The 24,696-nt window shown below is 70.5% G+C and carries 27 protein-coding genes; 8 read left to right on the forward strand and 19 right to left on the reverse strand.

The genetic code is table 11. The features are described 5' to 3' along the window. Positions 1-70: 70 nt before the first annotated feature. The gene (locus OG505_RS06745; protein ID WP_405434408.1) at positions 71-1,051 is read left to right on the forward strand and encodes a LacI family DNA-binding transcriptional regulator; all 981 of its coding nucleotides are present in this window, start codon (positions 71-73) and stop codon (positions 1,049-1,051) included. Positions 1,052-1,094: 43 nt separating this feature from the next. Here the strand turns inward: OG505_RS06745 and OG505_RS06750 are convergent, their stop codons facing one another. The 7 genes from OG505_RS06750 to OG505_RS06780 all read right to left on the reverse strand — a co-directional run bounded on the left by OG505_RS06750 (position 1,095) and on the right by OG505_RS06780 (position 6,061). Continuing rightward, a complete protein-coding gene (locus OG505_RS06750) occupies positions 1,095-1,802 on the reverse strand; it encodes a vancomycin high temperature exclusion protein (protein ID WP_405431806.1) in 708 nt (235 codons plus the stop codon). A gap of 43 nt (positions 1,803-1,845) precedes the next feature. Further along, a complete protein-coding gene (locus OG505_RS06755; RefSeq protein WP_405431808.1) occupies positions 1,846-2,400 on the reverse strand; it encodes a Uma2 family endonuclease in 555 nt (184 codons plus the stop codon). 41 nt (positions 2,401-2,441) lie between these two features. Beyond that, a complete protein-coding gene (locus OG505_RS06760; protein WP_405431809.1) occupies positions 2,442-2,672 on the reverse strand; it encodes a hypothetical protein in 231 nt (76 codons plus the stop codon). A gap of 4 nt (positions 2,673-2,676) precedes the next feature. After that, positions 2,677-3,960: a WXG100 family type VII secretion target gene (locus tag OG505_RS06765; protein ID WP_405431810.1), complete on the reverse strand. Its 1,284-nt coding sequence runs from the start codon at positions 3,958-3,960 to the stop codon at positions 2,677-2,679. Then, entirely contained in the window at positions 3,957-4,277 is a 321-nt protein-coding gene (locus tag OG505_RS06770; protein ID WP_405431812.1) for a type VII secretion target, read from the reverse strand. The genes OG505_RS06765 and OG505_RS06770 overlap by 4 nt, the downstream gene beginning before the upstream one ends. Next, positions 4,264-4,542 carry a hypothetical protein gene (locus OG505_RS06775; protein ID WP_405431814.1) on the reverse strand — a complete coding sequence of 93 codons (279 nt, stop codon included), beginning with the start codon at positions 4,540-4,542 and terminating at the stop codon, positions 4,264-4,266. The genes OG505_RS06770 and OG505_RS06775 overlap by 14 nt, the downstream gene beginning before the upstream one ends. 184 nt (positions 4,543-4,726) lie before the next feature. Beyond that, complete coding sequence (locus OG505_RS06780; protein ID WP_405431815.1) at positions 4,727-6,061, reverse strand: PHB depolymerase family esterase; 1,335 nt, start codon at positions 6,059-6,061, stop codon at positions 4,727-4,729. A 422-nt stretch (positions 6,062-6,483) separates the two neighbouring features. Here OG505_RS06780 and OG505_RS06785 point away from each other — a divergent pair, with 422 nt between their 5' ends. Continuing rightward, positions 6,484-8,550: a cellulose binding domain-containing protein gene (locus OG505_RS06785; RefSeq protein ID WP_405431816.1), complete on the forward strand. Its 2,067-nt coding sequence runs from the start codon at positions 6,484-6,486 to the stop codon at positions 8,548-8,550. Between the two features lie 73 nt (positions 8,551-8,623). Here OG505_RS06785 and OG505_RS06790 read toward each other — a convergent pair whose 3' ends face one another. Further along, on the reverse strand, positions 8,624-11,383 hold the full coding sequence (locus tag OG505_RS06790; protein ID WP_405431817.1) for a BTAD domain-containing putative transcriptional regulator: 2,760 nt from the start codon (positions 11,381-11,383) through the stop codon (positions 8,624-8,626). A gap of 147 nt (positions 11,384-11,530) precedes the next feature. Between OG505_RS06790 and OG505_RS06795 the strand changes: the two genes are divergently transcribed. Continuing rightward, positions 11,531-11,908 (forward strand): hypothetical protein, encoded by a 378-nt coding sequence (locus OG505_RS06795; RefSeq protein WP_405431819.1) that lies wholly within the window; start codon positions 11,531-11,533, stop codon positions 11,906-11,908. After that, complete coding sequence (locus OG505_RS06800) at positions 11,905-12,282, forward strand: hypothetical protein (protein ID WP_405431821.1); 378 nt, start codon at positions 11,905-11,907, stop codon at positions 12,280-12,282. Before OG505_RS06795 ends, OG505_RS06800 begins: the two co-directional genes overlap by 4 nt. A gap of 111 nt (positions 12,283-12,393) precedes the next feature. Here OG505_RS06800 and OG505_RS06805 read toward each other — a convergent pair whose 3' ends face one another. From OG505_RS06805 to OG505_RS06820, 4 genes are all read right to left on the reverse strand, one after another. After that, a complete protein-coding gene (locus tag OG505_RS06805; RefSeq protein WP_405431823.1) occupies positions 12,394-14,736 on the reverse strand; it encodes a VWD domain-containing protein in 2,343 nt (780 codons plus the stop codon). A 5-nt stretch (positions 14,737-14,741) separates the two neighbouring features. Continuing rightward, the gene (locus OG505_RS06810) at positions 14,742-15,353 is read right to left on the reverse strand and encodes a hypothetical protein (protein ID WP_405431824.1); all 612 of its coding nucleotides are present in this window, start codon (positions 15,351-15,353) and stop codon (positions 14,742-14,744) included. A 177-nt stretch (positions 15,354-15,530) separates the two neighbouring features. Further along, complete coding sequence (locus tag OG505_RS06815; protein WP_405431825.1) at positions 15,531-15,779, reverse strand: flavin reductase; 249 nt, start codon at positions 15,777-15,779, stop codon at positions 15,531-15,533. Next, complete coding sequence (locus OG505_RS06820) at positions 15,779-16,207, reverse strand: hypothetical protein (protein ID WP_405431826.1); 429 nt, start codon at positions 16,205-16,207, stop codon at positions 15,779-15,781. The genes OG505_RS06815 and OG505_RS06820 overlap by 1 nt, the downstream gene beginning before the upstream one ends. Positions 16,208-16,446: 239 nt before the next feature. Between OG505_RS06820 and OG505_RS06825 the strand changes: the two genes are divergently transcribed. Both OG505_RS06825 and OG505_RS06830 read left to right on the forward strand, forming a co-directional pair. Beyond that, complete coding sequence (locus OG505_RS06825; protein ID WP_405431827.1) at positions 16,447-17,247, forward strand: helix-turn-helix transcriptional regulator; 801 nt, start codon at positions 16,447-16,449, stop codon at positions 17,245-17,247. Beyond that, the gene (locus OG505_RS06830) at positions 17,238-17,429 is read left to right on the forward strand and encodes a DUF397 domain-containing protein (protein ID WP_405431829.1); all 192 of its coding nucleotides are present in this window, start codon (positions 17,238-17,240) and stop codon (positions 17,427-17,429) included. Before OG505_RS06825 ends, OG505_RS06830 begins: the two co-directional genes overlap by 10 nt. A gap of 138 nt (positions 17,430-17,567) precedes the next feature. Here the strand turns inward: OG505_RS06830 and OG505_RS06835 are convergent, their stop codons facing one another. Beyond that, positions 17,568-18,515 (reverse strand): M14 family zinc carboxypeptidase, encoded by a 948-nt coding sequence (locus OG505_RS06835; protein WP_405431830.1) that lies wholly within the window; start codon positions 18,513-18,515, stop codon positions 17,568-17,570. A gap of 94 nt (positions 18,516-18,609) precedes the next feature. On the opposite strand from OG505_RS06835, the gene OG505_RS06840 reads away from it, so the two are divergent. After that, positions 18,610-18,957, forward strand: coding sequence for a hypothetical protein (locus OG505_RS06840; protein ID WP_405431831.1), 348 nt, complete (start codon positions 18,610-18,612; stop codon positions 18,955-18,957). Between the two features lie 154 nt (positions 18,958-19,111). Here OG505_RS06840 and OG505_RS06845 read toward each other — a convergent pair whose 3' ends face one another. From OG505_RS06845 to OG505_RS06855, 3 genes are all read right to left on the reverse strand, one after another. Further along, entirely contained in the window at positions 19,112-19,531 is a 420-nt protein-coding gene (locus OG505_RS06845) for a PPOX class F420-dependent oxidoreductase (RefSeq protein ID WP_405431833.1), read from the reverse strand. A 101-nt stretch (positions 19,532-19,632) separates the two neighbouring features. Beyond that, the gene (locus tag OG505_RS06850) at positions 19,633-20,088 is read right to left on the reverse strand and encodes a pyridoxamine 5'-phosphate oxidase family protein (RefSeq protein WP_405431834.1); all 456 of its coding nucleotides are present in this window, start codon (positions 20,086-20,088) and stop codon (positions 19,633-19,635) included. 148 nt (positions 20,089-20,236) lie between these two features. Next, the gene (locus OG505_RS06855) at positions 20,237-20,647 is read right to left on the reverse strand and encodes a VOC family protein (protein WP_405431835.1); all 411 of its coding nucleotides are present in this window, start codon (positions 20,645-20,647) and stop codon (positions 20,237-20,239) included. Between the two features lie 117 nt (positions 20,648-20,764). Here OG505_RS06855 and OG505_RS06860 point away from each other — a divergent pair, with 117 nt between their 5' ends. After that, positions 20,765-21,658, forward strand: coding sequence for an NAD-dependent epimerase/dehydratase family protein (locus OG505_RS06860; protein ID WP_405431837.1), 894 nt, complete (start codon positions 20,765-20,767; stop codon positions 21,656-21,658). 106 nt (positions 21,659-21,764) lie between these two features. Here OG505_RS06860 and OG505_RS06865 read toward each other — a convergent pair whose 3' ends face one another. Genes OG505_RS06865 through OG505_RS06875 form a run of 3 tightly spaced genes read right to left on the reverse strand, consistent with a single transcriptional unit; the run spans position 21,765 to position 24,483 of the window. Beyond that, positions 21,765-22,406, reverse strand: coding sequence for a response regulator (locus OG505_RS06865; RefSeq protein WP_405431839.1), 642 nt, complete (start codon positions 22,404-22,406; stop codon positions 21,765-21,767). Then, the gene (locus OG505_RS06870) at positions 22,394-23,671 is read right to left on the reverse strand and encodes a sensor histidine kinase (protein ID WP_405431840.1); all 1,278 of its coding nucleotides are present in this window, start codon (positions 23,669-23,671) and stop codon (positions 22,394-22,396) included. Before OG505_RS06870 ends, OG505_RS06865 begins: the two co-directional genes overlap by 13 nt. Then, on the reverse strand, positions 23,668-24,483 hold the full coding sequence (locus OG505_RS06875; protein WP_405431842.1) for a CPBP family intramembrane glutamic endopeptidase: 816 nt from the start codon (positions 24,481-24,483) through the stop codon (positions 23,668-23,670). Before OG505_RS06875 ends, OG505_RS06870 begins: the two co-directional genes overlap by 4 nt. Positions 24,484-24,696: the final 213 nt, after the last annotated feature.

Consider the following 24,696-nt stretch of genomic DNA (forward strand, 5'->3'; position numbering starts at 1 on the left):
ACCTGAAGCGTCCCGCCGAACAAAGGAGCGGACCGTGGGCTCCGACAACGGCCGAAACGTCACCATCGCGATGATCGCGCGACTGGCCGGTGTGTCCGTGCCCACGGTCTCCCGGGTCATCAACGGTCGCTCCGACGTCGCTCCCGAGACCCGGGAGCGCGTCGAGCGGCTGCTCAACCACCACGGTTACCGCCGCCGCACCCAGGCCCGGCGGACCGAGGCCGCGCTGATCGACCTGGTCTTCAACGACCTGGACAGCCCGTGGGCCGTGGAGATCATCCGCGGGGTGGAGGACGTCGCCCGTGCCAGTGGCGTCGGTACCGTCGTCTCCGCCATCCATTGGCGGATCTCCTCGGCCAAGCAGTGGCTGGACAACATGCGGACCCGATCCACCGAGGGCGTCATCTTCGTGACCTCGATGGTGAACCCACCTCTGCAGGCGGAGCTGCGCCGGCTGCACCTGCCAGTGGTCATCATCGACCCCGCCGGTGTCGACCCGCAGGAGTCGCCCACCATCGGCGCCACCAACTGGGCGGGCAGCCTGAGCGCCAACCAGTACCTGCTCGGCCTCGGCCACCGCCGCATCGGCTTCATCGCCGGGCCACCACACCTGATGTGCAGCCGGGCCCGGATGGACGGATACCGCGCCGCGCTCGGCGCCGCCGGCGTCGCCGTCGACGACGCGCTGATCAGGCCCGGCAACTTCTACCACGAGGCCGGCTTCACCTCGGGTACGCAACTACTGGCCCTGCCCGACCCGCCGACCGCCATCTTCGCCTCCAGCGACCAGATGGCGCTCGGTGTCTACGAGGCGGTCCGCAAACGCGGCCTGCGGGTGCCCGACGACATCAGCGTGGTCGGCTTCGACGACCTGCCGGAGGTCCGCTGGTGCTCCCCGCCGCTGACCACGGTCCGCCAGCCCCTGGCCGAGATGGGCATGCTGGCCGCCCGAACCGTGCTGCGGCTCGCCGGGGGCGAGAAGACCGAGAGCCCGCGTATCGAACTCGCCACCGAACTCGTCGTCCGCGACAGCGCCCGCCCGCCCCGCTGACCGCGGGGCCGTCGCGGCTTGTTTTGTGGTACGCCGACCGTGCTCAGACGTCGCGCAGGGCGTCCTCGACGCCGGTCTCGTGGCGACCGAGGTGCGCGGGCTCCCGGCCGGACAGCACGTCCAGCGCAGCCTTCAGGCAGGCGCCGTTCTCCCGTAGGGAACCGAACCGCCACGTCCGGGAGTACTGCTTCGCGCTGTCGTCGCCCACCCCCTGGGCGTCGATGCCGAGACGCCGACACAGCGCCACGGCCCGGGGCAGGTGGAACGACTGGGTCACGACCGTCGCCCGTTCCACGCCGAAGATCTGCCGGGCGCGCGCGCAGGAGTCGTACGTGTCGAAACCTGCGTAGTCGAGGACCACCTTGCGCGCCGGCACCCCCCGGTCGACCAACCAGCGCAGCATCGCCTCGGGCTCGTTGTAGTCGGCGTTCATGTTGTCGCCAGACACCAGGATCGCAATCACCTTGCCCCGCTCGAACAACCGCTGGGCGATCTCCAACCGGGCCGCGAGGATCGGCGACGGCGTACCGTCGGCGTCCACCTTGGTGCCGAGCACCAGGGCCACCGGCGCCGCCGGCACATCGGCCTCGCTGTAGAGGTGGCCGTCCGACTCGCCGCGGACCCACGACACGCTGGCCACGGTGCCGCCGGCCAGCACCACCGCACCCACCACCAACCCGAAGAGAGTACGACGGACGAGCCGCCGATGCTCCGTGTGCCACCGCCTGGCCGCGCCGAGTCGTCTCCGCATCCCGCGAGGGTATGCGGACCGCGGTGTGACGACGGGCCCGGGTTCAGCCGAGGTCGTGCTCCTCCGGGGCGGTGTTGAGGACCCAGGCGAGCGGCATGGTCGCGCGGGCAACGTAGTGCTCGCCCTCCAGACGGTGCATGGTGACGGTCTGTGTCGAATCCTGATCGACCACCCAGTACTGAGGGATGGCGGCAGCAGCGTACTCATTGCGCTTGGTCACCGTGTCGACACCCTCCGAGCCCGGCGAGACTATCTCGATCACGAGGAGCACGTCGGCGACGGGGAGCCAGACAGCGTCCGTCTGAGCCTTGCTCCACACGACCAGGTCCGGAATGCGTCCACCGACACCGCCATCGCGACCGGGGATTCGAAGCCCGACCGCCTGGGCGACGCGATCCGCCGAAACACCGCCCTGCGCGAGCCACACCATGAGCCGGGTCGCGATGATCGCGTGGGCGTATCCCGGCGGCGGCATGATCGAGACGACTCCCTCGGGGCTGATTTCATACCGGTGGTTCTCGTCTGCGGCCATCATCGCGGTGAGGTCGTCGAGCGTCACGACAGGGGGCATGTACCTGCCGACCGCCTCGGAACTCATGCACGCATCGTACCGGTTTGTGGTGCAGAACAGCGGCTGCCTCAACTGGCGAACAGCATCCTCGGAGGGAATTCGCCGCTTGAACGCCAGGCGCTGACGATCTTCGCCGTGATCGCGCTGGCAGCCGAGTTGAAGTCACCATCCTCGACGTGTGCCTCAAGCGTGCTGGGGTCGATCGTGAGAATCCGATCGAACCTGTCTTCGAATCCGAACTCATAGCGGACTTCGATCGCGGTGGCGTCGATCCGCCTCGCGGCCACCATCATGCCCATGGCGCTAACCTCCCTTGGTCGCGTAGTCCTCGTAGGTGGGACCGGGAATCGACGACTCCCAGTTGGAGACCTTGTTGGCGGCCAGATGCGCCTCCCGGTAATCCGCCTGGGGATGTGTCTCGTAGTACCGCAGCTCGGCCAGTTCGTGTTCCAGAAGAACGTAGTCCTGCGGTAACGGATCGCCGCGCCGCAGCCGGAGCCACGCCTCAGCCATCGGTGCGCTCGGATCGTACCGTTGACGGATGATCCCGCCCGAATAGTCGTCCATCGGATGTTCGTCGAAGAAAACGTGTCGCCGGATCTGCGCTACCTCCTCCCGGGTGAAGCCCGTGGAGCCGTCGAGACGAGAGGCAGCCCCGAGATGATCAGCGATCGTGCCGACATCGTCGTGTTGACGGATCGCGTCATACGCCTCTCCTGCCCAGCGTTCTTGCCGTCCGTAGTCATCGACGTCGCGGGGACGTGTGCTGTGACCGCCATGGACATCAAGCTGCTCCGCGCGAGCCCTGGCCGACCGGCCAGGGCTTCCACCTTGCAGCGGACCCAGGGCGTGTCTCAGCTTTTCGATGAGGTCGCCGAGGCGGCGGATCTCCGGGACGAGTCGGCGGAGGCTGGCCAGCAGCGCGCGCAGCAGTCGGGCGATGCGCGCGCCCCAGGACGCGACGAGGGTCGTCACCTGTTCCACGACCAGCGGGGTGGCGAGGCCGGCGGTGGCGACGAGTTCGCCCGCGTACACGATGAGGCGGGAGACGCAGGTGGCGATGGCGTCGCGGATGAGGAGCCGAACGGCGGCCACCAGGCCGGCGGCGCCCTCGGTGATCGCGGCCATGGTGTCGGCGCCCTGGGCCAGGCCGGTGATGGCCTGTCGCTGTTCGGCGGCCCAGTTCCGGTACGCGGGGCCGGCGCTACCGCCCCAACCGGCGACGTCGGCACGGGCGGCGGCCGCGAGCGCGGCGGCCTCGTCGTGCAGGGAGGCTGCGACGTTACGCCAGGTCTGGGCGTGGGCGGTGATCGCGGCCGGGTCACCGGCGAGCCAGTCGAGGGCTTCGCTGAGGGGTTTGACGTGTTCGATGAGCCAGGCGATGCCGTACTGCAGGAGTGCGCCGACTGGGTCGGAGACGAGTGCGAGGGCGTCGAGGCTGGCGCTGACGACGCCGAGGCTGCCGTCGATCCAGCTGCCGTTGCGGACGCCCTGGGCGATGAGGTCGATGTCCTCGCAGATCCAGATGCCGGCCCAGGCCGTGGGTGTCGTGGCGGTGGCGGATGCGACGGGCGGGTTGACCGTCACCGTCCGCCCTCGGGGTGACGCAGACGTTGCTCGGCACGGGTGTCGGAGGCCCGGTAGCGGTCGGCGCCGACACGCAGCCTCCCGGCGGTGTCCCGCACGGATTCGGCGGCGGCGCCGACGCCGCCGACCAGGCTGCGCTGGAGTCCGTCCAGCAGGGTGGGCATGATCGCGCAGAGTTGCCCGTACGCGTCGGCACCCAGCCGGACGTGTTGACCGGCCTGACGGGCGGTGTCGACGCGGTCGGCTATGCGGTCGAGGTGGGCGGCGTGGATGGTCAGGGCGTCGGGCTCGACCCGCATCTCGTCACCGCCGGGCATCGCTCGAACCCGGGTCGGGCCGGAGTCGGCTGCGGTAGGAGTCGATGATGGCCTGAGCGCTCACATCGTCGCCGAGGGTCTCGGCGGTGGCGTTGGTGATCTGCCGCAGCAGGTCGGCGTGAGCGGCGGTGGTGGTTTCCAGGATCTGTCGGGCGGTGTGTGCGGCGGAGTGCTGCCGGACCCGTTCGTCGAGGCGACGCCCCGCCGCGTCCAGCGCGGCATCGTCCGCCCACATGCCGACCCCCCGGAAAACATCGGCGTCCATCACCGTCGAGCCGTCGTCACGTTACCAACCGGTGGCGCTGTGTGTCGCCCCCCGCGGTGCTCGCGACTGGACTACGCGGCACCGCTGCGACGCGTTGACCACGCGGCCGGCAGGGCGGCCCGGCTCGGGAAGGATCCCGGGGCCGGGCCGCAACGTCGCCGGTGAAACCGATCGGGCTACCGCATCAGCTCCTGGTCCACTTCTGGCTGGTCCCGCCGTTGCAGGTGGAGAGGACCACCGGGCTGCCGTTGGCGGTGCCCCCGGAGTTCGGGGTGAGGCACAGGCCCGATTGGAGTCCGGTGACCGTGCCGTCGGTTCCGAGGTTCCATTGCTGGTTGGCGCCGCCGTTGCAGTCCCAGATGATCACCCGGGTGCCGGAGGTCGTCCCGGCGCCCTCGGCGTCCAGGCACTTGGTGCCGTACACCTGAAGTTGCTTGCTGGTGGTCGACGTCCACAGCTGGTTGGTGCCGCCGTTGCAGTCCCACAACGCCACCTGGGTGCCGTTCGTCTGCGACCTGGACGGGACGTCCAGGCACCGGCCGGCGTTGACGTTGCGCAGCGGTGCCGCCGTGCCGCCCGGCGGCGGGGTGGTGGGGCTGGTGGTGTCGAGACCGAGGAAGCGGATGGCCTGGGCGGCGTCGAAGGGGATGGAGTGGCCGTAACCCTGGAAGCTGATCGCCTCGACGGGGGCGGTGCCGCCGGTGCCCCCGTAGCGGGTGCGGGTGGCGCTGGTCTGGGGGTAGTCGGTGTAGCTGGGGGTCTGGGAGACGCCCAGCACGTTGGTCCACTGCTTGATCTGCTCGCCGAAGTTGACGTAGCTCAGCGTGGTGTCCGTGGTGCCGTGCCAGATCTGGAACCTCGGACGCTTGCCCGAGTATCCGGGATACGCGTTGCGCACCAGGTCACCCCACTGCTGCCCCGTCTTGACGATCCGCCCGCCGGAGCACTCGCTGTTCCACTCCGAACCATTCGTGGTGGCGAAGCAGCCGAACGGAACCCCGGAGGAGCTGAACCCCGCGTTGAACACGTCCGGATAGAGACCCACCATGACGTTGGTCATCATCGCCCCGGAAGAGAACCCGCCCACGGAGATCCGGCTCGAATCGACCGGGTAACGACTCCGAACGTAGTCGATCATGGACTTGAGGCCGATCGGATCACTGCCACCGTCTCGGCGCAGCGCCTGCGCCGACGAGACGTCCCAACACTTGCTGCTGCGGGTCACCGACGGATAGATCACGATGAAGCCATAGCGATCGGCCAGCGAGCTGAGTCCGAAAGTGGAATGGACCGCCGGGCCACTGCCGCCGCAGTAGTGCAGCGCGAGCAGGAGAGCCGGCTGGGCCGCGACGCGGTCCGGCACGTACAGATGCATCTGCAGGTTCGTCGGGTTGGTGCCGAAATTGGTCACCTGGGTCAGCGTCGCGGCGGACGCCGGAGTAGCGACGGTGACCACCGCCGTCATCGTCGCCAGAGCCGTCGCCAAACCGGCGGCCAACAGTGCGAGCCTTGATCTCATCGGCGATTCCTTCACAGTGAGTGCAGCGGTGGTGGTGGGGGGTGCCGCGCGGGAAGAAGGGCGCCCTGACCAGCGCGGGCTCTCCCGGTGAGCCGTGGACGCGGCGCGCCTCGCATCGACTGTGAGCGATAACATGTCGTTCGTCAAGACGTAACGTATGACGTCAGTTCACTCGTGGGAGCGCCTGCTTCGGCGGGTCCACTTGAGATCCCCGATTCGACCATGACATTCTTGGCCGTCGATAACCCGCTGCGCGCGGGGCTGACGCCCGTCCACTGGGCAGCCGGGACCGGACCACGGATCCCGGGGGACGGAGCACGAGCGATGGGGCGCCGGGGCCTGTCCGTCCACGAGTCCGCCCGCCGCCGCGTCGCTCCCTGCCGGCCGGGTGACTCACTGTCGTTTCCCGAAGGAACCCAGCCATGCAGATACCGAACCGCCGCGCGGCGCTCCTGGCGGGCGTGCTGCTCGCCGCGAGCGCACTCTCCGGCATCCACCCTCCGACAGCGATGGCGGCGGCCGACCCCGGCGCCGTCGCCGTGACCGTGAACGCCCGCGCCGGACTGGCGCGGGTGTCCGACACCGCGTTGGGCGTCAACCACGCCATCTGGGACCAGAACCTGGGCACCGCCGAGACGTCGGACCTGCTGCGCGACGCCGGTGTGCAGATGATGCGCTATCCCGGCGGCTCGTACGCCGACATCTACCACTGGAAGGACCACACCGCACCCGGCGGATACGTCGCCCCGAACACCGACTTCGACACGTTCATGGCGGCGGTCAGGCGGGTCGGCGCCCAACCGATGATCATCGCGAACTACGGCACCGGTACGCCGGCCGAGGCCGCCGACTGGGTGCGCTACGCCAACGTGACCAAGGGTTACGGCGCGAGGTACTGGACGATCGGCAACGAGAACTACGGCAACGGGCTCTACGGGTCGGCGTGGGAGGCGGACGACCACCCGGACAAGAGCGCCAGCCAGTACGCGCGGCTGGTCGTCGAGTACGCCGACGCGATGAAGGCGGTCGACCCGAGCATCAGGGTGGGCGCGGTGCTCACGATGCCGGGCAACTGGCCGGACGGGATCACCGCCGGCAGCGACCCCGGCTCCTGGAACCAGACGGTGCTCTCCCTCGCCGGCCCGAAGATCGACTTCGTGGACGTGCACTGGTACCCGGGTGGCACCGCCGCCGAGTCGCTGACCCGCACCAACCAGCTCCCCGACGCGACCTACCTGCTCCGGCAGCAGCTCAGCCGGTACGCGGGCCCGAACGCCGACCGGATCGGCATCAGCTTCACCGAGCTGAACGTCGGCGCCGGCCAGAACACCCAGCCCGGGGCGCTGTTCCTGGCCGACGCGTACAGCGGGCTGCTGGAGAACGGCGTCTTCACCGCCCAGTGGTGGAACGTGCACAACGGCATCGGCACGGTGAGCGAGGTGGCGGGCCAGACCGACTACGGCGACTTCGGCATGCTGTCCAGCGGCGGCTGCACGGCGGACGGCTCGGTGTGCGAGCCGCCGTTGAACACGCCGTTCGCGCCGTACCACGCTCTGACGATGATGAAGCTCTTCGCCAAGACCGGCGACCAGTTCGTGCGCGCCGGCACCGACGAGCCACTCATCAGCGCGCACGCCGTTCGGCGGGGCAACGGCGACCTTGCCGTGCTGCTGATCAACAAGGACCCGGAGGCGGCCCACGACGTCGCCATCGACTACGCCGGGTTCACGCCGTCGACAGCCGCGCCGACGGTGTCCACCCTCACCAACGGCGCGACGGGCATCGCCACCGGCCAGTCCGGCTCGGCGACCAGCCGGACGCTGCCGCCGTACTCGTTGACGACGCTGGTGCTGCGCCCGGCCGGCGCGACCGCCGGACGGCCGTCGGCCCCGGGCCAGCCCACCGCCAGCGGCGTCACCGACCGGAGCGCGACGATCACCTGGCCGGCGGCCACCGCCGGCAGCAGCCCGATCGCCAAGTACGAGGTGTACCGGCAGAACGGTGCGGTCAGCGAGCAGTTCGGCGAGACGGCGACGACGTCGTTCACGGTCGGCAACCTGGTGCCGGGCAGCAGGTACACCGTCAACGTGCTGGCCCGTGACACGGCCGGCCGGGTGTCCTGGGCCTCACCGCCGTTGACGTTCGCCACCGGCAGCCCGGCGACCAGCGCGTGCACGGTCCGCTTCACCGCCGGCAACGACTGGGGCAACGGCTACATCGGGGGCGTCGAGATCACCAACAACGGGACGAGGCCCCTCACCGGCTGGACGCTCACCTGGACCTGGCCGACCGGCTGGCAGCAGGTGAGCAGCGGCTGGAGCGCCACCTGGGAGCAGGTCGGCGCTGCCGTGCGCGTCACCCCGACCGACGACAACCGGCAGATCGCCCCGGGCGCGAGCGTGAGCGCCGGCTTCGTCGGCGCGTACAGCGGGCCGAACGTGCTGCCCACCGCGTTCACCCTGAACGGCACCGTCTGCGCGACCGGCTGACACCGCGGTCCGGCTGGCCCGCTCGCCGGGCCGGCCGGACCACTACCGTCACGCCAAGGCGCGGCAGGCGGCTCTACGCCGAAGCGACCCGGGCGAGCCGTCGGCGCAGCTCGGCGATCTCCGCCCGATTGTCCTCGTTGAGCTGGCTTAACGCCCGGAGCCAACTGCGCCGGGCCGCTTCGACGTCACCGTTGTCATGCAGCACGTCGCCCAGACGGGTCAATGTCTCGGCCTTGCCCCACCGATCGTCCGACTGTTCGTAGAGATCGAGCGCCTTCCGGTAGCACGCGCCGGCATCGTCGGCGTCGCCCAACTGATGATGGACGTAGCCGAGGCTGTCCCAGGTCTTGGCCGCCCCGGTCAGGTTGCCCAGCTCTTCATGCAGAGCGAGGGCCCGCCGGCAGTGATCCACGGCCCGCTGTTGGTCGCCGAGGCGCGCATGGTCCCAGCCGATGGCATTGAGGGCCTTCGCCTGCCCGACCAGGTGACCGACCTCGCCGAAGAGAGCGAGGGCATGCTCGTCACACTCCAGCGCCTCGTGGTGCTGATCCTGCCCCTCGTGCACCCAGCCCAGATGGAGCGCGACGTACGCCTCGCCAGCCGGGTCGCGGAGACGCCCGAACAGCTCACCGGCGCGGTGGAGGTGGCTCAGGGAGTTGTCCAGCTCGCCGAGCTGGTGCAGCGCCAGGCCGAGATCGCGGTGGCCGTGTGCCTGGCCGGCGAGGTCGTCCGCACGTCGCGCCGCGGTCAGAGCGGTGCGCTGGGCCGTCGCCAGATCCGTCCAGCGCGACAGCCTGCTGAGGAAGGTCGCCGTAGCCCAGGCCAGCCGCCAGGTGTGACCGTCCAACCCAGATGCTGCCGCCTGCTCGACCGCGGCGAGGAGCACGAGTCGCTCGGTGTCCAGCCACCGGTGTGCGTGCTCGTGGTCGGCGAATGATGTCACGGTGCTTCCCGCCGCCGGCAGCGGCAGGTCCACCCGGTCCCGATGCGGCTCGATCGTCAGCGCGGACGCGTAAGCCCCGTGCAGATAGTGGTCGAGCAGCCGGCGGGCCGCGCCTGTCCGCTCGGTCTCGTTCGACAGCTCGCCAGCGTACGCCCGCAGCAGATCGTGGCATGCGTAGCGATCCGGGCCGGTCAGACGCACCAGGTGCGCACCGAGCAGCTCGTCGAGCGGTTCGCGGACCTGAGGGACCGGTAGCCCGACGAGACTGGCCGCCGCCGGCAGGCTGATGTCCGGTCCGGGATACAGCGCGAGCAGCCGGAACAGCGTCGCCGCCGGAGCACCGAGCGACCGGTAGGACGCGGCGAAGACCGAGCGCACGTCGGCGACGGCATCGCGATCGGCCAGCGCGTCCAGACCGTGGTGTTGATCGAGGAGTTCGTCGGCCAGGTCCGCGAGCGACAGAGCCGGATTCGTGGCGGTCCGGGCGGCGACGATCGACAGGGCGAGCGGCAGCCCCGCGCACGCCCGCACGATGTTGTCCGCCGCGCAAGACTCTGCCGAGACCCTTGCCGGCCCGAGGCGGTCGGCGAGCAGGCGAAGCGCCTCCGCCCGGCTCAGGAAGCCGAGCGGCAGCGGACGCACTCCTTCGGTGGCTACCAGGCCGGACATCTGGTTCCGGCTCGTCACCAGGACGGCGCAGCTGGCAGAGCCGGGTAACAGCGGGCGGACCTGATCCGGATCCCGGGCGTCATCGAGCACGACCAGCATCCGTCGGTCGGCCACCAGACTCCGGTACAGGCCGATCTGGGCGGCGAGATCCGCAGGCACCGCGCTCGGGGCGACATCGAGCGCGTCCAGCATTGCCCGGATCGCGGTCGCCGGTGTCATCGGCGGCTCGGTCGGGTGGAAACCGCTGAGGTTGAGGAAGAGCTGGCCATCCGGATATTGGTCCAGGTGGAGGGCGGCCCAGCGCAGCGCGAGCCAGGTCTTGCCGATCCCACCGGTGCCGCTCACGGCGACCGCGGCTCCGGTCGTCCCGCCGTACGTCCGCAGGGCCGCGTCGAGCTGTGCCAGCTCGCCGGACCGGCCGGTGAACGACCCGGACGGCATGGGCAGTTGACGGGGAACGGGTGACCCGATTTCACCTGAACCCGCGGCGATGTCCGGTGCCAGGATCGACCGGTGTAGCTGCTGAAGGTGTGAACTCGGCTCGACGCCGAGCTCTTCGACCAGCAGGTCCCGAAACCGCCGGTAGTGCTCCAGCGCCTCGGCCGAGCGGCCACTGCCGGACAGCGCCAGCATCATCTGGCCGGCGAGGCGTTCGTTCACGGGCTGGTCCGAGGTGAGACGCGAAAGGTCCGCGAGCACCGCATCGTGCTGGCCGACGGTCAGCGCCGCATCAACGCGTTCGAGTTCCGCCGTCAGCTTTTCCTGCTCCAGGTCCGTCCGCACGGTGTCGAGCCAGAAGGCATCCAGGCCGGAGAACGGGTCACCGCGCCAGAGCCCGAGCGCCTGGTCGAACAACGCGAGGCGGTCGTCCTCCGACCGCTCGGCGCGGGCCTCGTCACGCAGACGGCGGAATCGGTGCAGGTCCACCGCCATCTCATCGGCGGCCATCAGGTACCCACCCGGGCGGCGGGTGATCGCCGCGTCGGGCGCGTCGGCCAGACTGCGGCGCAGGCGGTAGAGGTAGCCGTAGAGAGTGTCGCGGGCGCGCCGCGGCGGGTTCTCACCCCAGACACGGTCGATGAGCTGGTCGACCGAGACGGCCCGGTTGATGTCGACGAGCAGGGCGGCCAGGACGCATTGTTGTCGCGCGTGCCCGAGGGCGACCGGATGGTCGTCGACAGTCGCCACAACATCCCCGAGCAAGCCGAATCGCACCGCCACCGCATCTCCTCACCGAGGCCACCGCCTATGCATTACCCCGGTGCTGTCAGCGGATACCAGGTCCGTCCCAGACCCGTCCCAGACCCGCCATCGATAGTCAGGGGACAGCCCAGAACGGGGCTGGCGAAGAGATTGGGGAGAGCCGGGATGACATGGCTGAAACGACCGCTCGTCGTCACCGCGACGACCGCGGCAGTACTGGTGGGCACGGGCGGCGCCGCCCAGGCCGGCACGGACCGGGTGGCCACGGGACCGGGCGCGAAGGTGACCTTCACCAGCTACGGCGACTCGTTCAAGGTCTGTGACACGGAGACCGACGGATTCAACGTCTACAACGAGTACAAGTACATCCGCAAGGACGGCAGTCTCCAGCACGACAACGAGTACAACGGCCTCGGAAGCGGCACCTGCGCCACGTACGACCACAACTTCGGCGAGGGTCGTAGCGTCACGTTCCGGGCCTGCGTCGACCTGCTGGGACCGATCCCGGATCCCTGTAGCGTATGGGTGGTTGGTGTCGCATGAACAAGATCGGAAAATTCAGTGTAGTGGCCGCTGCCGCGGCAGCGACGATCCTCGCGACCGGCAGCAGCGCGTATGCCGGAACCGACGCGTCGTCCTCGGTGGCGGGCTCATGGTCGAGGTTCATCAGCTACGGAGACAAGTTCGAGAACTGCGACACGGGAGAGGACGGCCTCATCTCGTACGTCGCGTACGAGTACGTCCGGATCGATGGGTCCCTGCAGACCGGGTCGCACTACAACCCGGGCAGCAATGGCGACTGCTCGCAGTGGGACCACAATTTCGGCGAGGGGCGTACCGTCCGGTTCCGCTCCTGCGTGGACCAGCCTGCCTGGCTTACGGACACCTGCGACCGGTGGCGGACCGGAGTCGCGTAGCGCCACCGCGGCAGGCCGCTGCCTGGGCGGAGGTCGATCACCGGCCGGCCCCGGCCAGAGTCGTCGGTCGGGGCCGGGCCGGCGGTGACGGCCACGGGCTCAACGGCACGGTCACCCGGCCTGGCGCAGGGTGACCGTGGCCGACCCGGTGTCGTCCGCCCACGGGTCGAGAACGAGGGTGTACGTCCCCTTCTTCGGCAGTGGGCCCGCCTCGAACCTGCCGCTTCCGCCGATCACACAGCCCGTGGCCACCGTCGCGCCGTCCGGACCGTTCAGCAGCAGGATCCCGCACCGGTCGGACAGGCTGGCGCCGGTCACCTCGACGGTGACGCGGCGACCGGCGTCGGCGGGGAACCGCAGCCGGCTCACCGCGCCCGGCCGGCCGACGGTCAGCGTGACGGCCCGCCCGTCCGCGACGGTGTCGGCCTGCTCGTCGTGCGCGTCGCGCAGCCGCACGTCCGCCCAGCCGGTGTCGGTGGAAGTCCCGTCGACCTCCAGGACGAAGCGGCCCGTGGCCGGCAGGACGAAGCCGTCCACATTGCCCTGGCCGCCGATCACGCAGCCGGTGGCCACCTCCGCGCCCGCCGGGTCGCGCAGGCGCAGCAGGCCGCACCGGTCCGGCAGGGTCGCGGCGGTGACCTGGACGAAGACCTTCTGGCCGGCGCGCCCGTCGAACGCCAGGCGGCTCACCGCCCCCGGCTGGGCGAGGGTCGCCCGCACCGCCGGCCCGTCCAGGGTGAGCGTCTTCTCCTCGTCGGTGACGGTGACGACCCGTACCGTCGCGCGGCCGAGGTCGGCGCCCCACGGGTCGAGCACCACCTGGTGGTCGCCGGTCTCGGTCAGCGTGGTGGTGTCGATGAAGCCGACACCGGAGATGACACAGCCGGTCGCCAGTTGGCGTCCCTGCGGGTCGAGCAGCAGCAGGATGCCGCACCGGTCCGTCGTGGTGGCGGCCGGCACCTCGACGAAGATCTTCTGGCCGGCTCGGCCGGGCACCTTCAGGGCGGCGGTGGCGCCGGGTCGGGTGACCTCCAGGGTGACGTCACCGGCGCCGGGGGCGTCCCGCTGGGCCCGCGCGGCGTCGGTGGCGAACGCGACCTGCCCGGTGAGGGCGACGTCGAGCACACAGTCGGCGAGGGTCTGCGGGTCGGTGACGCCGGCCCGCCGGCAGACGAGTTCGGCGGTGGCCCGGTTGGGCAGGTCGCCGACGGTGAGCAGCCGGTCGGGGAAGCGCCGGTCGGTGAACGTGCCGGTGTCCTGGCCCGGCTCGTAGTCGAACAGCGACCGGGGAGCCTCGACGCGCCAACTGTCGGCGAAGCCGGGGTAGAGCGCTTCGAACGTGGGCGGCTGGGCCACCCGCTTACCGTTGCGGACGGTCAGATCATCGCCCGGGTCACCGTCGTGGTCGCCGAGCAGGCCCTCCAGCGTCCCGGCCCGGGCGTCCGGCGCGCTGACGCTCACGCTCAACCCCCACACGCCGAGAGGGTGCGCGATCAGCCGCGTGCCGTCCGGCCAGTCCACCGTCACCGTGCGGTCGTCCCAGGTGGTGAGCGTGCCGCCGCGCGGCAGTTTCGTCCCGGTCGGCGCGAGCACCGGCGGTGCGCCGTTCACCCGGACCGCGGGGCCGCCGGGCGTCGCGTACACGCCGACCCGGTCGCCGTGCACCCGCGCCGCGACTGCGGAGTTGACGGCCACGGTCGAGCTGGCCGGGAACATCGTCTGTCGGCTCTGGACCTCGAAGTCGTCCTTTGTCGAGCGGCTGAGCACGAACTCCCCGGCGGCCTGGAAGTCGTATCGGAGACCGTCGTAGGTGAGCAGATGCGGGTCACCGTTGCTGTTCGCGCAGCGGTACCCCTTGCCGATCACGGAGGTCGAGCAACCCCCACCGGAGGGCGGTCGCGGCGTGGGCGGGTCGCAGTCCTTGCCGTTCGCCGGCAGCTTCTTACCGCTGTACGTCGTGCGTAGCGGCAATCCGGCGGCTCTGCGGTACGCGTTCTCCGCCAGGACCGCGTGCACCTCGGCCGGATCCACGCCGCTGGCGAACTGGCCGCCCTGGGTGCAGAACTGACCCCGATCGGTGTCGTTGGCCAGGTCGAGGGCGTGGTTCATCTCGTGGATGAGGGTGGCGCACTGGTCCTCGGTGAAACCCGCCCCCTCGCCCGGCAACGAGCGCCCGTCGTTCTCCGGCACCCAGTTGATCTGCACATCGCTGCCCGGGACGTACGTCGTCGTCTCGCTCTCCTTGCCGAAGATCGGCCTGCGGACCTTGATCGTCTTCTGGTGGGCCTGCAACGCGTCGAGCACCGCGCCGTTGCCCGAGCCGCGGATCTGCCCGACGCAGCCCGCGTACTCCGTCTGCACGTCGGAGTTGACGGTGACCACGGCGGACGCCGACTGGGGCGCCAGCAGCACCAGCACCCCCGCCAGGACCACGCCCAGACGAATCGCGCGCACGCCGGTCACCCGCCCCTCACCTCGAAGTCGACAGTGCCCTGCTCGGCCGTGGCGGCGCAGGCGTCCGCCGGCACCCCCGGCAGGGGTGCCCGCAGGTAGCCCACCACCAGCCGGTACGCCCCAGGCTGGTCCACCGGCCACCACGTCACGGTGGCGCCGCCGCGCCCGTCGGAGGCGGAGGTGGTCAGCGCCGCCCCGACGGGGCTCTGCGGGTCACTGCCGAGAGTCAGCTCCACCGAACCGCGCGGTGGGACCGGGACCAGGTTCTCGACGAGGTACGCCGTGAAGTCCCGGTAGTAGGCGGCGGCACCGATGGCGGGGGCGACCGGCGCTCCGTCGCGCGTGAGCGACAGCACGGTCACCGCACCGTCCGCCACTCGGCTCAGCCGGCACTCGGCGTCCCGGTTGTTGACCAGCTTGAGCCGGACGTTGACCTGCTCACCCACCCGGTACGCCGGCTGCGACGCCGTGGCGGTGAGCCCGACCGTCGCCGTACCGCCCGAGGGGCCCGGCGCGGGACGCGACCGGCGGCATCCGACCGCCGTGGTCAGCAGCAGCACGGCGAGGCAGCCGGCGAGCGCCGCCCGCCCTGCCAACCCTGTCCGGGGTACGCCCATGGGCCGCGCGCCTCCTCGACCGACGTCCGTCGTCGGCGATACCGGCCAGCCTGCCCCGCAGGTGCGGTGGCCGCTGTCGTCATCCGGCCCGACGGATGTCCGGTAGCCGACGGGAGGGGCAGGCGCTAACGGAAACTGTCCAAGATCTGCGGGGGTTTGGCGGGGGAGCGCGGTTGGCTACCGGGCGGAGGCCCAGGCGGTGAAGCGATCGGTCAGGTCGGTGGGTGGGGTGCTCGGGTTCAGCTCTGCGAGGTGGGCGGCGGCTTCCGCCTGAAGCGCCGACAGGTGGGCCAGCAGAGCCGGGCGATCCAGCCGGTAGGCCGCGAGGAGGCGGAGCTTGGCGGGCGAGCAGGGCCAGGCGATGCCACACGTGCCGCAGCGCCACGTCGGACGGACCGGTCGGTGGTCGGGAGCGCGACGGGCCATCAGCCGACCCGCATCGGACCGCGCCGGACGGGTCGCCGGGCAGCGGGTCGGGGTTGCGCGGCGGGCCGGGGTTGCGCGGCGGGCGAGGGTAGAGCGGCGGGCCGGGGTGGAGCGGCGGGCCGGGTCGCCGCGGCTGGCGTAGATTTCGCGACGGGGCCCCTTGGCACGGTGGGCCGCGAGGGCGCGGTTGGTGGGGAGGTGAGCCAGCGCGCGCCGGACGGCATCAGGTACAGCTCGCGGCGGGCGACGGCGTCGCCGTTTGGTCCGAGTTGGTAGGCGTCGATCCACAACCAACCGTGGTACGTGTGCCGGTCGGTGAGGGCGCGGATCACGCGGACCGTGATGGGGCGGGCGAACTGCGGGCTCGCGGCGCGGGTCAGGTGCAACAGATCACCGGATCGCACCTGCGGCGTCTGGTCGATGGGCATGGTCATCCCCCTGGCAGGCGTTGGGAGGGGCCGCCCCGTGAGTGCTCGCCCAGAGGGGCGGCCCCGGTACGAACGCGTCCGCCGGGTCTCGGGTCCTCCACCGGCCGCGCCGCTGGTGACACTCTGCTGTGGAGTCCACTACGCTCGGAAGGTGGTTCGCCGGTTCGGGCTGAGCTGGCGAAACGTTCCACGCCGGGCAGTGGCGTGAGTAATTGATCTTCCGGCTTGGGGAGCTTTGAATGGCCGACTTACCGCATCCGCTCGCCGCGTTCATCGTGGGCGAGATCCGTCGAGCCCGAGGGGCCGCCGGGATGACGCAGGAGGCGTTCGGCCGAGGTGCCGGCTTCAGTGCCTCGCATGTCAGCGCCGTGGAGGGCGAGACGCGAGCGCTGACGATGGACTTCATCAAGGGCGCCGACCGTGCATTCGCCAACGGCGGCTTGTTCGAGCGCATGGTGGGCAAGCTCGGCGCACCGTCGTGGTTCCTGCCGTGGCTCGACGCGGAGCGCACGGCGACCCAACTCAGGTCTTTCCAACCGACCCTCGTTCCGGGCCTGCTTCAAACGGAGAGCTACGGCCGGGCCGTCATCCGCTGCAACGAAACGCTGAGCGATGACGAGGTCGAGAAGCGGCTGGCGCACCGGATCGACCGGCAGGCGATCTTGACGAAGGCAAACGCCCCGCATCTGGTCGCCGTCATCGCCGAGGCGGTGCTCCGCCGCGCCGGCACGGAGTTCCGCGACATCATGGCGGGGCAGATCAAGCAGTTGACCACCCTCGCGGAGCGGCCAAACATCAACGTTCACCTGCTGCCGGACGAGGTCAGCATGCACGTCGGCCTGACCGGGCCGTTCAGCCTGGCACGCCTGCCCGAGCACAAGTGGGTGGGGGAGATGGAGAACCAGCTCGGCGGGGTCGTCATCGACCGAGACGACGATGTGGATACTCTCATGTCGAGGTGGGAGATGGTTCGCAGTGAAGCGCTTCCCCGCCGGCAGTCGATCGAGCTGATGAAGGATGTCGTGACGTCATGGACCTGATCGGCGCTAGGTGGCGTAAATCCACTCGCAGCGGCTCTGGCGGCGGCAACTGCGTCGAGGTTGCGGACAATCTGCCCGGCATCGTCGGTGTGCGGGACTCCAAGGACCCCGACGGGCCGGCCCTGGTCTTCGGGCCGGCGTCGTGGCGGGCGTTCGTCGTCGAGGTCGCCGACCGGTCGTAGCCGGCGGACGGATGATTCCCCCCTGTACGGGAGGGCGGCACCATCGAATGGACGCCGTGGAGCTGATCTCGCGCATGAATCAACGGCGTCCCGCGCCTGATTCGTCGACGACATCAGCTCCACAGCTTCCGCACTCCACTACCGCCCCACGGGTCGGCCGGATGCCGACGCGGGGCGACGTGGTCGGCATCCTCGGTGCTGGCGAGCGCTTTCCGTCAACCGTCGATGCTGCGGAAGGTGGTGTAGTTGCAGGAGTAGCCCGAGTAGTCCGTAGGACCGATCGCCCCGCAGATCTCCATCCGGACCACGTCGTTCGCGTAGACCTGAGCCGGGTCCCAGATGATCGAACTCCCGGATCCGCTTGCCGTCCGTCTCCTGCTGGGTGCGGGCGAACCAGTCCCGGTTCAGGTCGAAGCCGAACTCGTTCTGCCGCCGGGGCGCGTCGCGGCCGTCCGGGTTCTGGGTCGGGACAATGATGGTGACCAGGTTGTCGTTGCGCCGCGCGACCTCGCAGGACAGGCCGGCGGCCAACTCGTACAGCGTCTTGAGCGCCGCGTCGGTGCCGCTCTTCTCACCGCCGTGCACGTTCGCGGTGACCCAGACGATGGCCGGGCTGTCCTTCGCCGTCCGCGCGGCCGTCCGGGCGCTCGTCCGTCGGGGGTCACGCAGGTCCCGTACGTCGTCGGCGATCTTTCGCAGCGCGGACGGCCGCACGTGGCGCTCGTTGGACACCACCGCGTACGGCAGCGGCTGGCCGAGCACGCTGGTGGCCGTCACGCCCGTGACGACCCGGTCGGAGGCCCTGTCGACGGCCCCGAGGTAGGTGCGGGCCTCGTCGTTGGTGACAACCCGCTCCTGTCCTGTCCCGAGAGGGAAGCCGAGCACCGCCTTCGGGGTGGGCACGCCGCCCAGCCGTGCGCTCGGGTCGGTGCTGCATCTCGACGGTGGAGCGCCGCTCGCGGCCGGAGTGCCGCCGAGCAGGGGAGTCAGACCGAGCAGGAGCGCGACGGCGGCGGCACCCGCCAGTCGCTTCGGGGGGCCATCCGGAACGGACGCGACGATGGGGCGGGCCGACGCGGCGGTCAAGGGCTGATTGACACCGATGACTGCGGGGGATGCCGGGGCCGGGTCCGGCTGGCAGGATGGCGGGTGGCCTGTCGTCGTCTGGAAAGGGGAGGCCGTGCCGGAGACGATCACGCTCTCGGTCCGTCCGGATCTTCCGTCCGCCGATGCGCGGCGCTCGCTGGCGTCCTGGCTGCGCGCCGAGGACCGTCTGCGGGACGGGGTGACCACGACCCCGTCCGACGTCCTGGGTGTGGTGGTCGACGACGCCGGCGCCGTCATGGTGCTGGTTCAGGCGATCGCCGGCTGGCTCACCCACCGCCGGGAGGACGTGACGGTCCAGCTCGACCACCCCGGCTGGTCAGCCGAGGTGGACGTCCACCATGCGCGGGACATGGCTCAGGTGACCGCCCTCATCGACGCCGCGGTGCGTGCGGTGATCCCCGAGAATGGGCAGCGCCCGTGATCACGTGATGCGCAGTGGTTGTCGGCGTTCCGGTTCAACCGCTGGTCATCGCATGATCACGGGCGTCGCGTGCCTACCGGGTCGTCAGGCCGAGGCCGATCGTCTTGGTCAGGGTGGCGTTGTCGTCGTCTGCCGCCGTCCCCGCGGCGGACGGTCAGCCGACCTGGCTGTTGTCCTTGAGCGAGCCCCAGCCGTGCCAGCGATCGATCTCGATCAGGGCGCTGACCCGACCGCGATCACGCCGGGGATAGGCATTGCCCGTGTAGTGCCGGGACAGCCGGTCGATGTCCGCGAAATCCTCGTCGGCGCGCAGCTCGGCGACGTGCCCGATGATGCTGACGTGGGTGTACCAGCCGGCCTCGTCCAGCACCGTGAGGGAGACCCGAGGATCGTTGCGGACGTGCTCCAACCGGCGGCGGCTCTCGTCCAGGTTGACCAGGATCCGGCCGTCTTCCCACAGGTACCAGGTCGCGGCGGACACCGGCTGACCACCGTTGCGAAGCGTGGTCATGACGGCCGGGTTCGGCTTGCGCAGCATCTCGACCGCGGCCTCGGGAAGCGGTGGCTTGGACATGAAGGCTCCTCCTCGCATGAGCGTTTACCCCTGCACGGTACGCACCCGCCCGGCCCGCGCACGGCAGGACGCGGATCGCGGCGTGCGGGCGGCCGAAGGGCTCAGTCGAGCCAACGACCGTCGCGCATGAGGACGCGTCCCCGCAGCTCGTTGGCCTCCCGCCAAGCCAGGATGCGCCGCGGCCGGATCACGAAGTACTGGTAGGGCTCGGCGATCCCGCTCGGGTCGAAGCCGGTCCTGGTGGCGAACGCCGCACGCCGGTCGTGGCCGAGGTCGGCGGTGTCCACCGGCTCGGCGGCGCCCTCGACGATGACGACGTCGCGCGTCGTCCCCAGGCTGAGTCGCACCCGACCGTCCCCCAACAGGTTGCGGCCGGTGACCGAAGCGCGCGGCGTCGAGATGAGAAACACGCTCCCGTCCCAGAGGTAGGAGAGCGGAATGAGGTGCACGCCGTCCGGGGAACCCGACGTGGCGACCCAGAGGTCGACGTCGTTCTCCAGTCTCCTGCGCGTGTCTCTGAGCCGCTCCTCACGCCCCCGCGGTGGCATGCTCGCCATGTCTCCCCCCGTTTACCTCGTGAATCCTGATCGGTTCGGTCGCCCCCGCCGCGACCAACGGCACGTCCGGGACGTGACGCAGCCGGGCGAGGTCGTTCAGGCGCTGTTCCTCGGCGCGTGCGCGCCCCCAGGCGGCGAGACACACGGCTCAGCGCAGTTCCTGGATGCGGACCATGTTGCCGGCGGGATCGCGAAAGGCGCAGTCGCGGATGCCGTACGGCTGCTCGGTCGGCTCCTGGACGACCTCGGCGTCGCGGGCCTGCACCTTCTCGAAGGTGCCGTCCAGGTCCCGGGTGGCCAGCAGGATCCACCCGTAGGTGCCCTTGGCCATCATCTCGGCGATGGTGCGCCGCTCGTCCTCGGTGATGCCCGGGTCCGCCGCCGGCGGCGCCAGCAGGATGGACGTGCCGGGCTGATCGACCGGGCCGACGGTGATCCACCGCATGGTGCCCCGACCGACGTCGCTGCGGACCTCGAAGCCGAGGACGTCGCGGTAGAAGGCCACCGAGGCGTCCGGGTCGACGTGCGGAAGAACTGTCGTGTGAATGGTGATGTCCATGCTGGCCATGCTAGGCAGGGCCCTCGGCCCGTACTTCTCGATTCCTGATCGATGCGGTTGCCGGGCGCGGACGCACCCGCGTGCGGGATGCCCGAGCCAGCCGGAGAGGATGGGGCCATGACCGATCCCGTACTCCCCGGACGCGTCGTCGTCACCGGCGCCACCGGCAAGCTCGGCCGTGCCGTGGTCGCCCACCTGCGCGGCCTGGGCGTGGACGTGCTGGCGGTGGACCGCGTCGGCGGGCGCGACCCCCGCGACGTCGACGGCGAGTTCCTCCTCGTCGACCTGACCGACTACGGGCAGGTGGTGGAGGCGTTCACCGGAGGCGCCGACGAGCATCCCGGCGGCGTCGAGGCGGTCGTGCACCTGGCCGCCGTTCCGGCGCCCGGGCTGCTGTCCAACGCGGCGACGTTCGCGAACAACTCCGCCGCCACGTACAACGTCTTCGCCGCGGCCAGGGCGGCCGGGATCAGGCGGGTCGTCTGGGCGTCGAGCGAGACGGTCCTGGGGCTGCCGTTCGACACGCCACCGCCGTACGCGCCGGTCGACGAGGCGTACGCGCCCCGGCCCGAGTCGACGTACTCGTTGAACAAGGCCCTTGAGGAGGAGATGGCGCGGCATTTCTGCCGCTGGGACCCGGCACTGGTCATGGTGGGTCTGCGGTTCTCCAACGTGATGGACGTCGAGGACTACGCTCCGTTCCCTTCCTTCGACGCCGACCCGACGCTGCGCCGGTGGAACCTGTGGGGCTACATCGACGCCCGCGACGGGGCGCAGGCGGTCGAGCGCGCGCTCGCCCACGACCAGCCCGGCGCCGACGTGTTCATCATCGCCAACGCCGACACCGTCATGACCAGGTCCAGCGCCAGCCTGATGGCCGAGGTCTACCCGGGCGTCGAGATCCGCAAGGAGTTGGGCGAGCACGAGACCCTGCTCAGCATCGACAAGGCCCGCCGGGTGCTGGGGTACGAGCCGCGCCACTCCTGGCGGAACCACGTGGATCAGACGTAGTCGTCCTCAGCGGGCCGCCTGGTAGGCGCGCCGTGCAACGTCCGCCCGCCCGGCGGGCACGGCGCGGCCCCAACTCTCGATAGTGGTCACGTTCGCTGCTGCCTGGTCACTGATTGAGGTAAGCAAGCACGGCGAGCACCCGGCGATTGTCGTCGGTAGACGGTGCCAAATCGAGCTTGCCGAAGATACTCGCGGTGTGCTTGGTGACCGCGCTGTCGCTGACGTGGAGCTGAGCGGCGATCGCCGAATTCGAGCGGCCCTCGGCCATCAGCTGGAGCACGTCACGTTCCCGCCCGGTCAGGGCGCTGACGGTTCCTCTGGCGTCGTTGCGGCGCAGCAGCCGGGTGATGACCTCCGGGTCGAGCACGGTTCCGCCACCGGCCACCCGCCGGACCGTGTCGAGGAACTGCTCGGCGTCGAAGACCCGGTCCTTGAGGAGGTACCCGATCGCGCCGGCGCCGTCGTCAAGCAGTTCGCGGGCGTAAAGCTGCTCGACGTACTGCGACAGGAGCAGGATCGGCAGACCGGGGTGGCGTCGACGGGCAGCGAGTGCCGCACGTAGCCCGTCGTCGGTGAACGAGGGCGGCAGCCGTACGTCGACGACCGCCACGCCGGGAGGATCGTCGAGCAGCAGGTCAAGGAGTTCGGGGCCGTTGTCCACCGCGTCGACCTCAAACCCGCCGTCGCGCAGCAGCCGGGCCAGTCCGTCCCGCAGCAGAAACAGATCCTCCGCGATCACGACCCGCACGGCATCTCCAACTCGATCAAGGTCGGGCCGCCGGCCGGGCTCTCTACCCGGAGCGTCCCGTCGAAGGCAGCCAGCCGGCGTTGCACCCCGCGTAATCCGCTCCCTCGGGACGGGTCCGCACCACCGCACCCGTCGTCGCGTACCCGGATGCGCAGCAGTCCCTCGTTCAGTGCGATGGCGACGTTGACCCGGTCCGCTCCGGAGTGTTTGGCCGTGTTGGCCAGCAGCTCGTTCACGGCGAAGTAGACCGCCGACTCCAGCGGCGGCGGCAGCCGGTGTGCCAGTCGGGCGTCCACCTGAACATCCAGCCGACTGTCGAGGGCGAGCGCCCGCACCGCGTCCGGAAGGCCACGGTCGGCGAGCACCGACGGGTGGATGCCCCGGACCAGGTCGCGTAGTTCCTGCAACGCCTTCGACGAGTTCAGGCGCACCTCCGCGACCAGGGCGCGCGCCGTCTCGGGGTCGCGCTCGATCAGCCGCTCGGCGTTGCTCAGGCTCATGCCCATGGCGACCAGCCGGGCCTGCGCGCCGTCGTGCAGGTCCCGCTCGATACGGCGCAGCTCGGCGGCCGAAGTGTCCACGGCTGCGGCCCGGGTCTCGGCCAACTGCTCGACCCGGCGGGTCAGCTCCTCGGTCCGGTCGAGGGTGAGCAACGCCCGGGTCAGCCGGGCATGCACCTGCAGCAGCCACGGTCCGCACCAGAACCCGAGCACGGTGACTGCCACTGCGATCGGCACCGCTAGCAGAGCCCGGGTCCCGGTATTGACGTGCACAACCGCGTACCAGTTGCTCCCGCCGGCACGGTCGATGGGCTGCCAGACGAACGGCTGCACCAGCGCGCCGAAGGCGCCGTAGACGACGAGCGAGAACGGGATAGCGGCGACGAACGCCCCGACGATCGGGTCGATCAGTGACCAGCGGTACTCGTACCAGAACTCGCGGTCGGTGAGGGTTCGCCAGCACCAGCCGACCCGCCCCAGCAGCCCGGCGGGCACGGCCGGCCGGGCCGGCTCGGGGCGTGCCACCGTCACCGCGGACCACCGCTCGGCATACTCGCGGGAGCGGCCGGCCAGGCCCGACAGCCAGGCCACCGAGGTCGGGAAGAGATACAGCCCGATGCCGAGCGGGATCAGCGTGGCGGTGGCCGCGACCACGCAGGCCACGACGGCCTCGGCCAGTGCCAGGCCGACGAGCACGAGGCCACGTCCGGGAGCCGCGAGCCGGGCCTGCCAGTCGGTGCGCTCCGAGGCAAGGATGTCGTTCACGCCCGGTCTCCTTCCACGAATTGGGTGAGCGCGATGCCACGCCGTGCGGCGACGAGAAGCACGCCGCACGCGGTGAGCACGCACGCCGCGGTGAGAGACAACTGGACGGCGTCGCCATCTGAGTCGCTGGTCAGCAGCAGCATGCCGATGTTGACGAGCATATGGAAGCCACCAGCGATGATCAAAACTCCATGGCGGGACTGCTCCTGCAGCACGGCGAGCATGATCGAGAGCGCGACCGCCATGGCCAGGAAGCTGGCGGTGAACATCGGCCCCCGACTGAAGACCTGGACGTGCCACACTCCCCAGAGCAACCCGACGAGGGTGCCCGAGGCGAGCACCCCGAAGCGGGCCCGCAGGTACGGCTGGAGGAAGCACCGCCAGCCGAACTCCTCGCCGCAGGCGCCGATCAGTTGCGCGGCCAGAATCAGCCCGAACGGGTACGGCAGTTGCCCCGGGAGGATGCCGCGCCGCGAGACACCGGCCAGCTCGGTGATTCCCACGAACACAGCGAAGATCATTCCCGCCAGCACAACGAGGACGACCAGCCGGATCAGGACCTCGCGGGACAGGCCGAACCCGGTGGCCAGCGGAAGTCGCCAACGCCGCCAGGCCAGCAACACCGCCAGCACACCGACAGCGGGCCCGAACTGGTTGAGCTGGATGATCACCGGGTCGATCGCCAGGGTGGGCTGCACCAGCCCGAACAGTGCCGCGGCCACGCAGGTCGTCAGGTAGAACCAAAAGATCACCAACGGCATCCGGGGGTGCGCCGCGCCCAGTCGGGATTCCGCGTATGCCAGAGACGGCATCGTTCGCTCATCAAACACGCCTCGACGATGCCGGCCGGGCCGGCGCTACGCGCTGCACCCAGCCACCCGGTTCTGCTGCACTTTTCTACACCCGGTCAGCGCCGCGTTCCGCGCGTGTCAAGACGAGCAGCGGCGATGCCGCCGGAGGGTGGTGCGGCGTGAGCGGGTGACCAGCCGCCAGCCGAAGACGCCGAAATCGGGCGGTCACCGTCG

This window comes from Micromonospora sp. NBC_00617, from assembly GCF_045161355.1.
In the GTDB taxonomy this organism is placed as follows: Bacteria; Actinomycetota; Actinomycetes; order Mycobacteriales; family Micromonosporaceae; genus Micromonospora.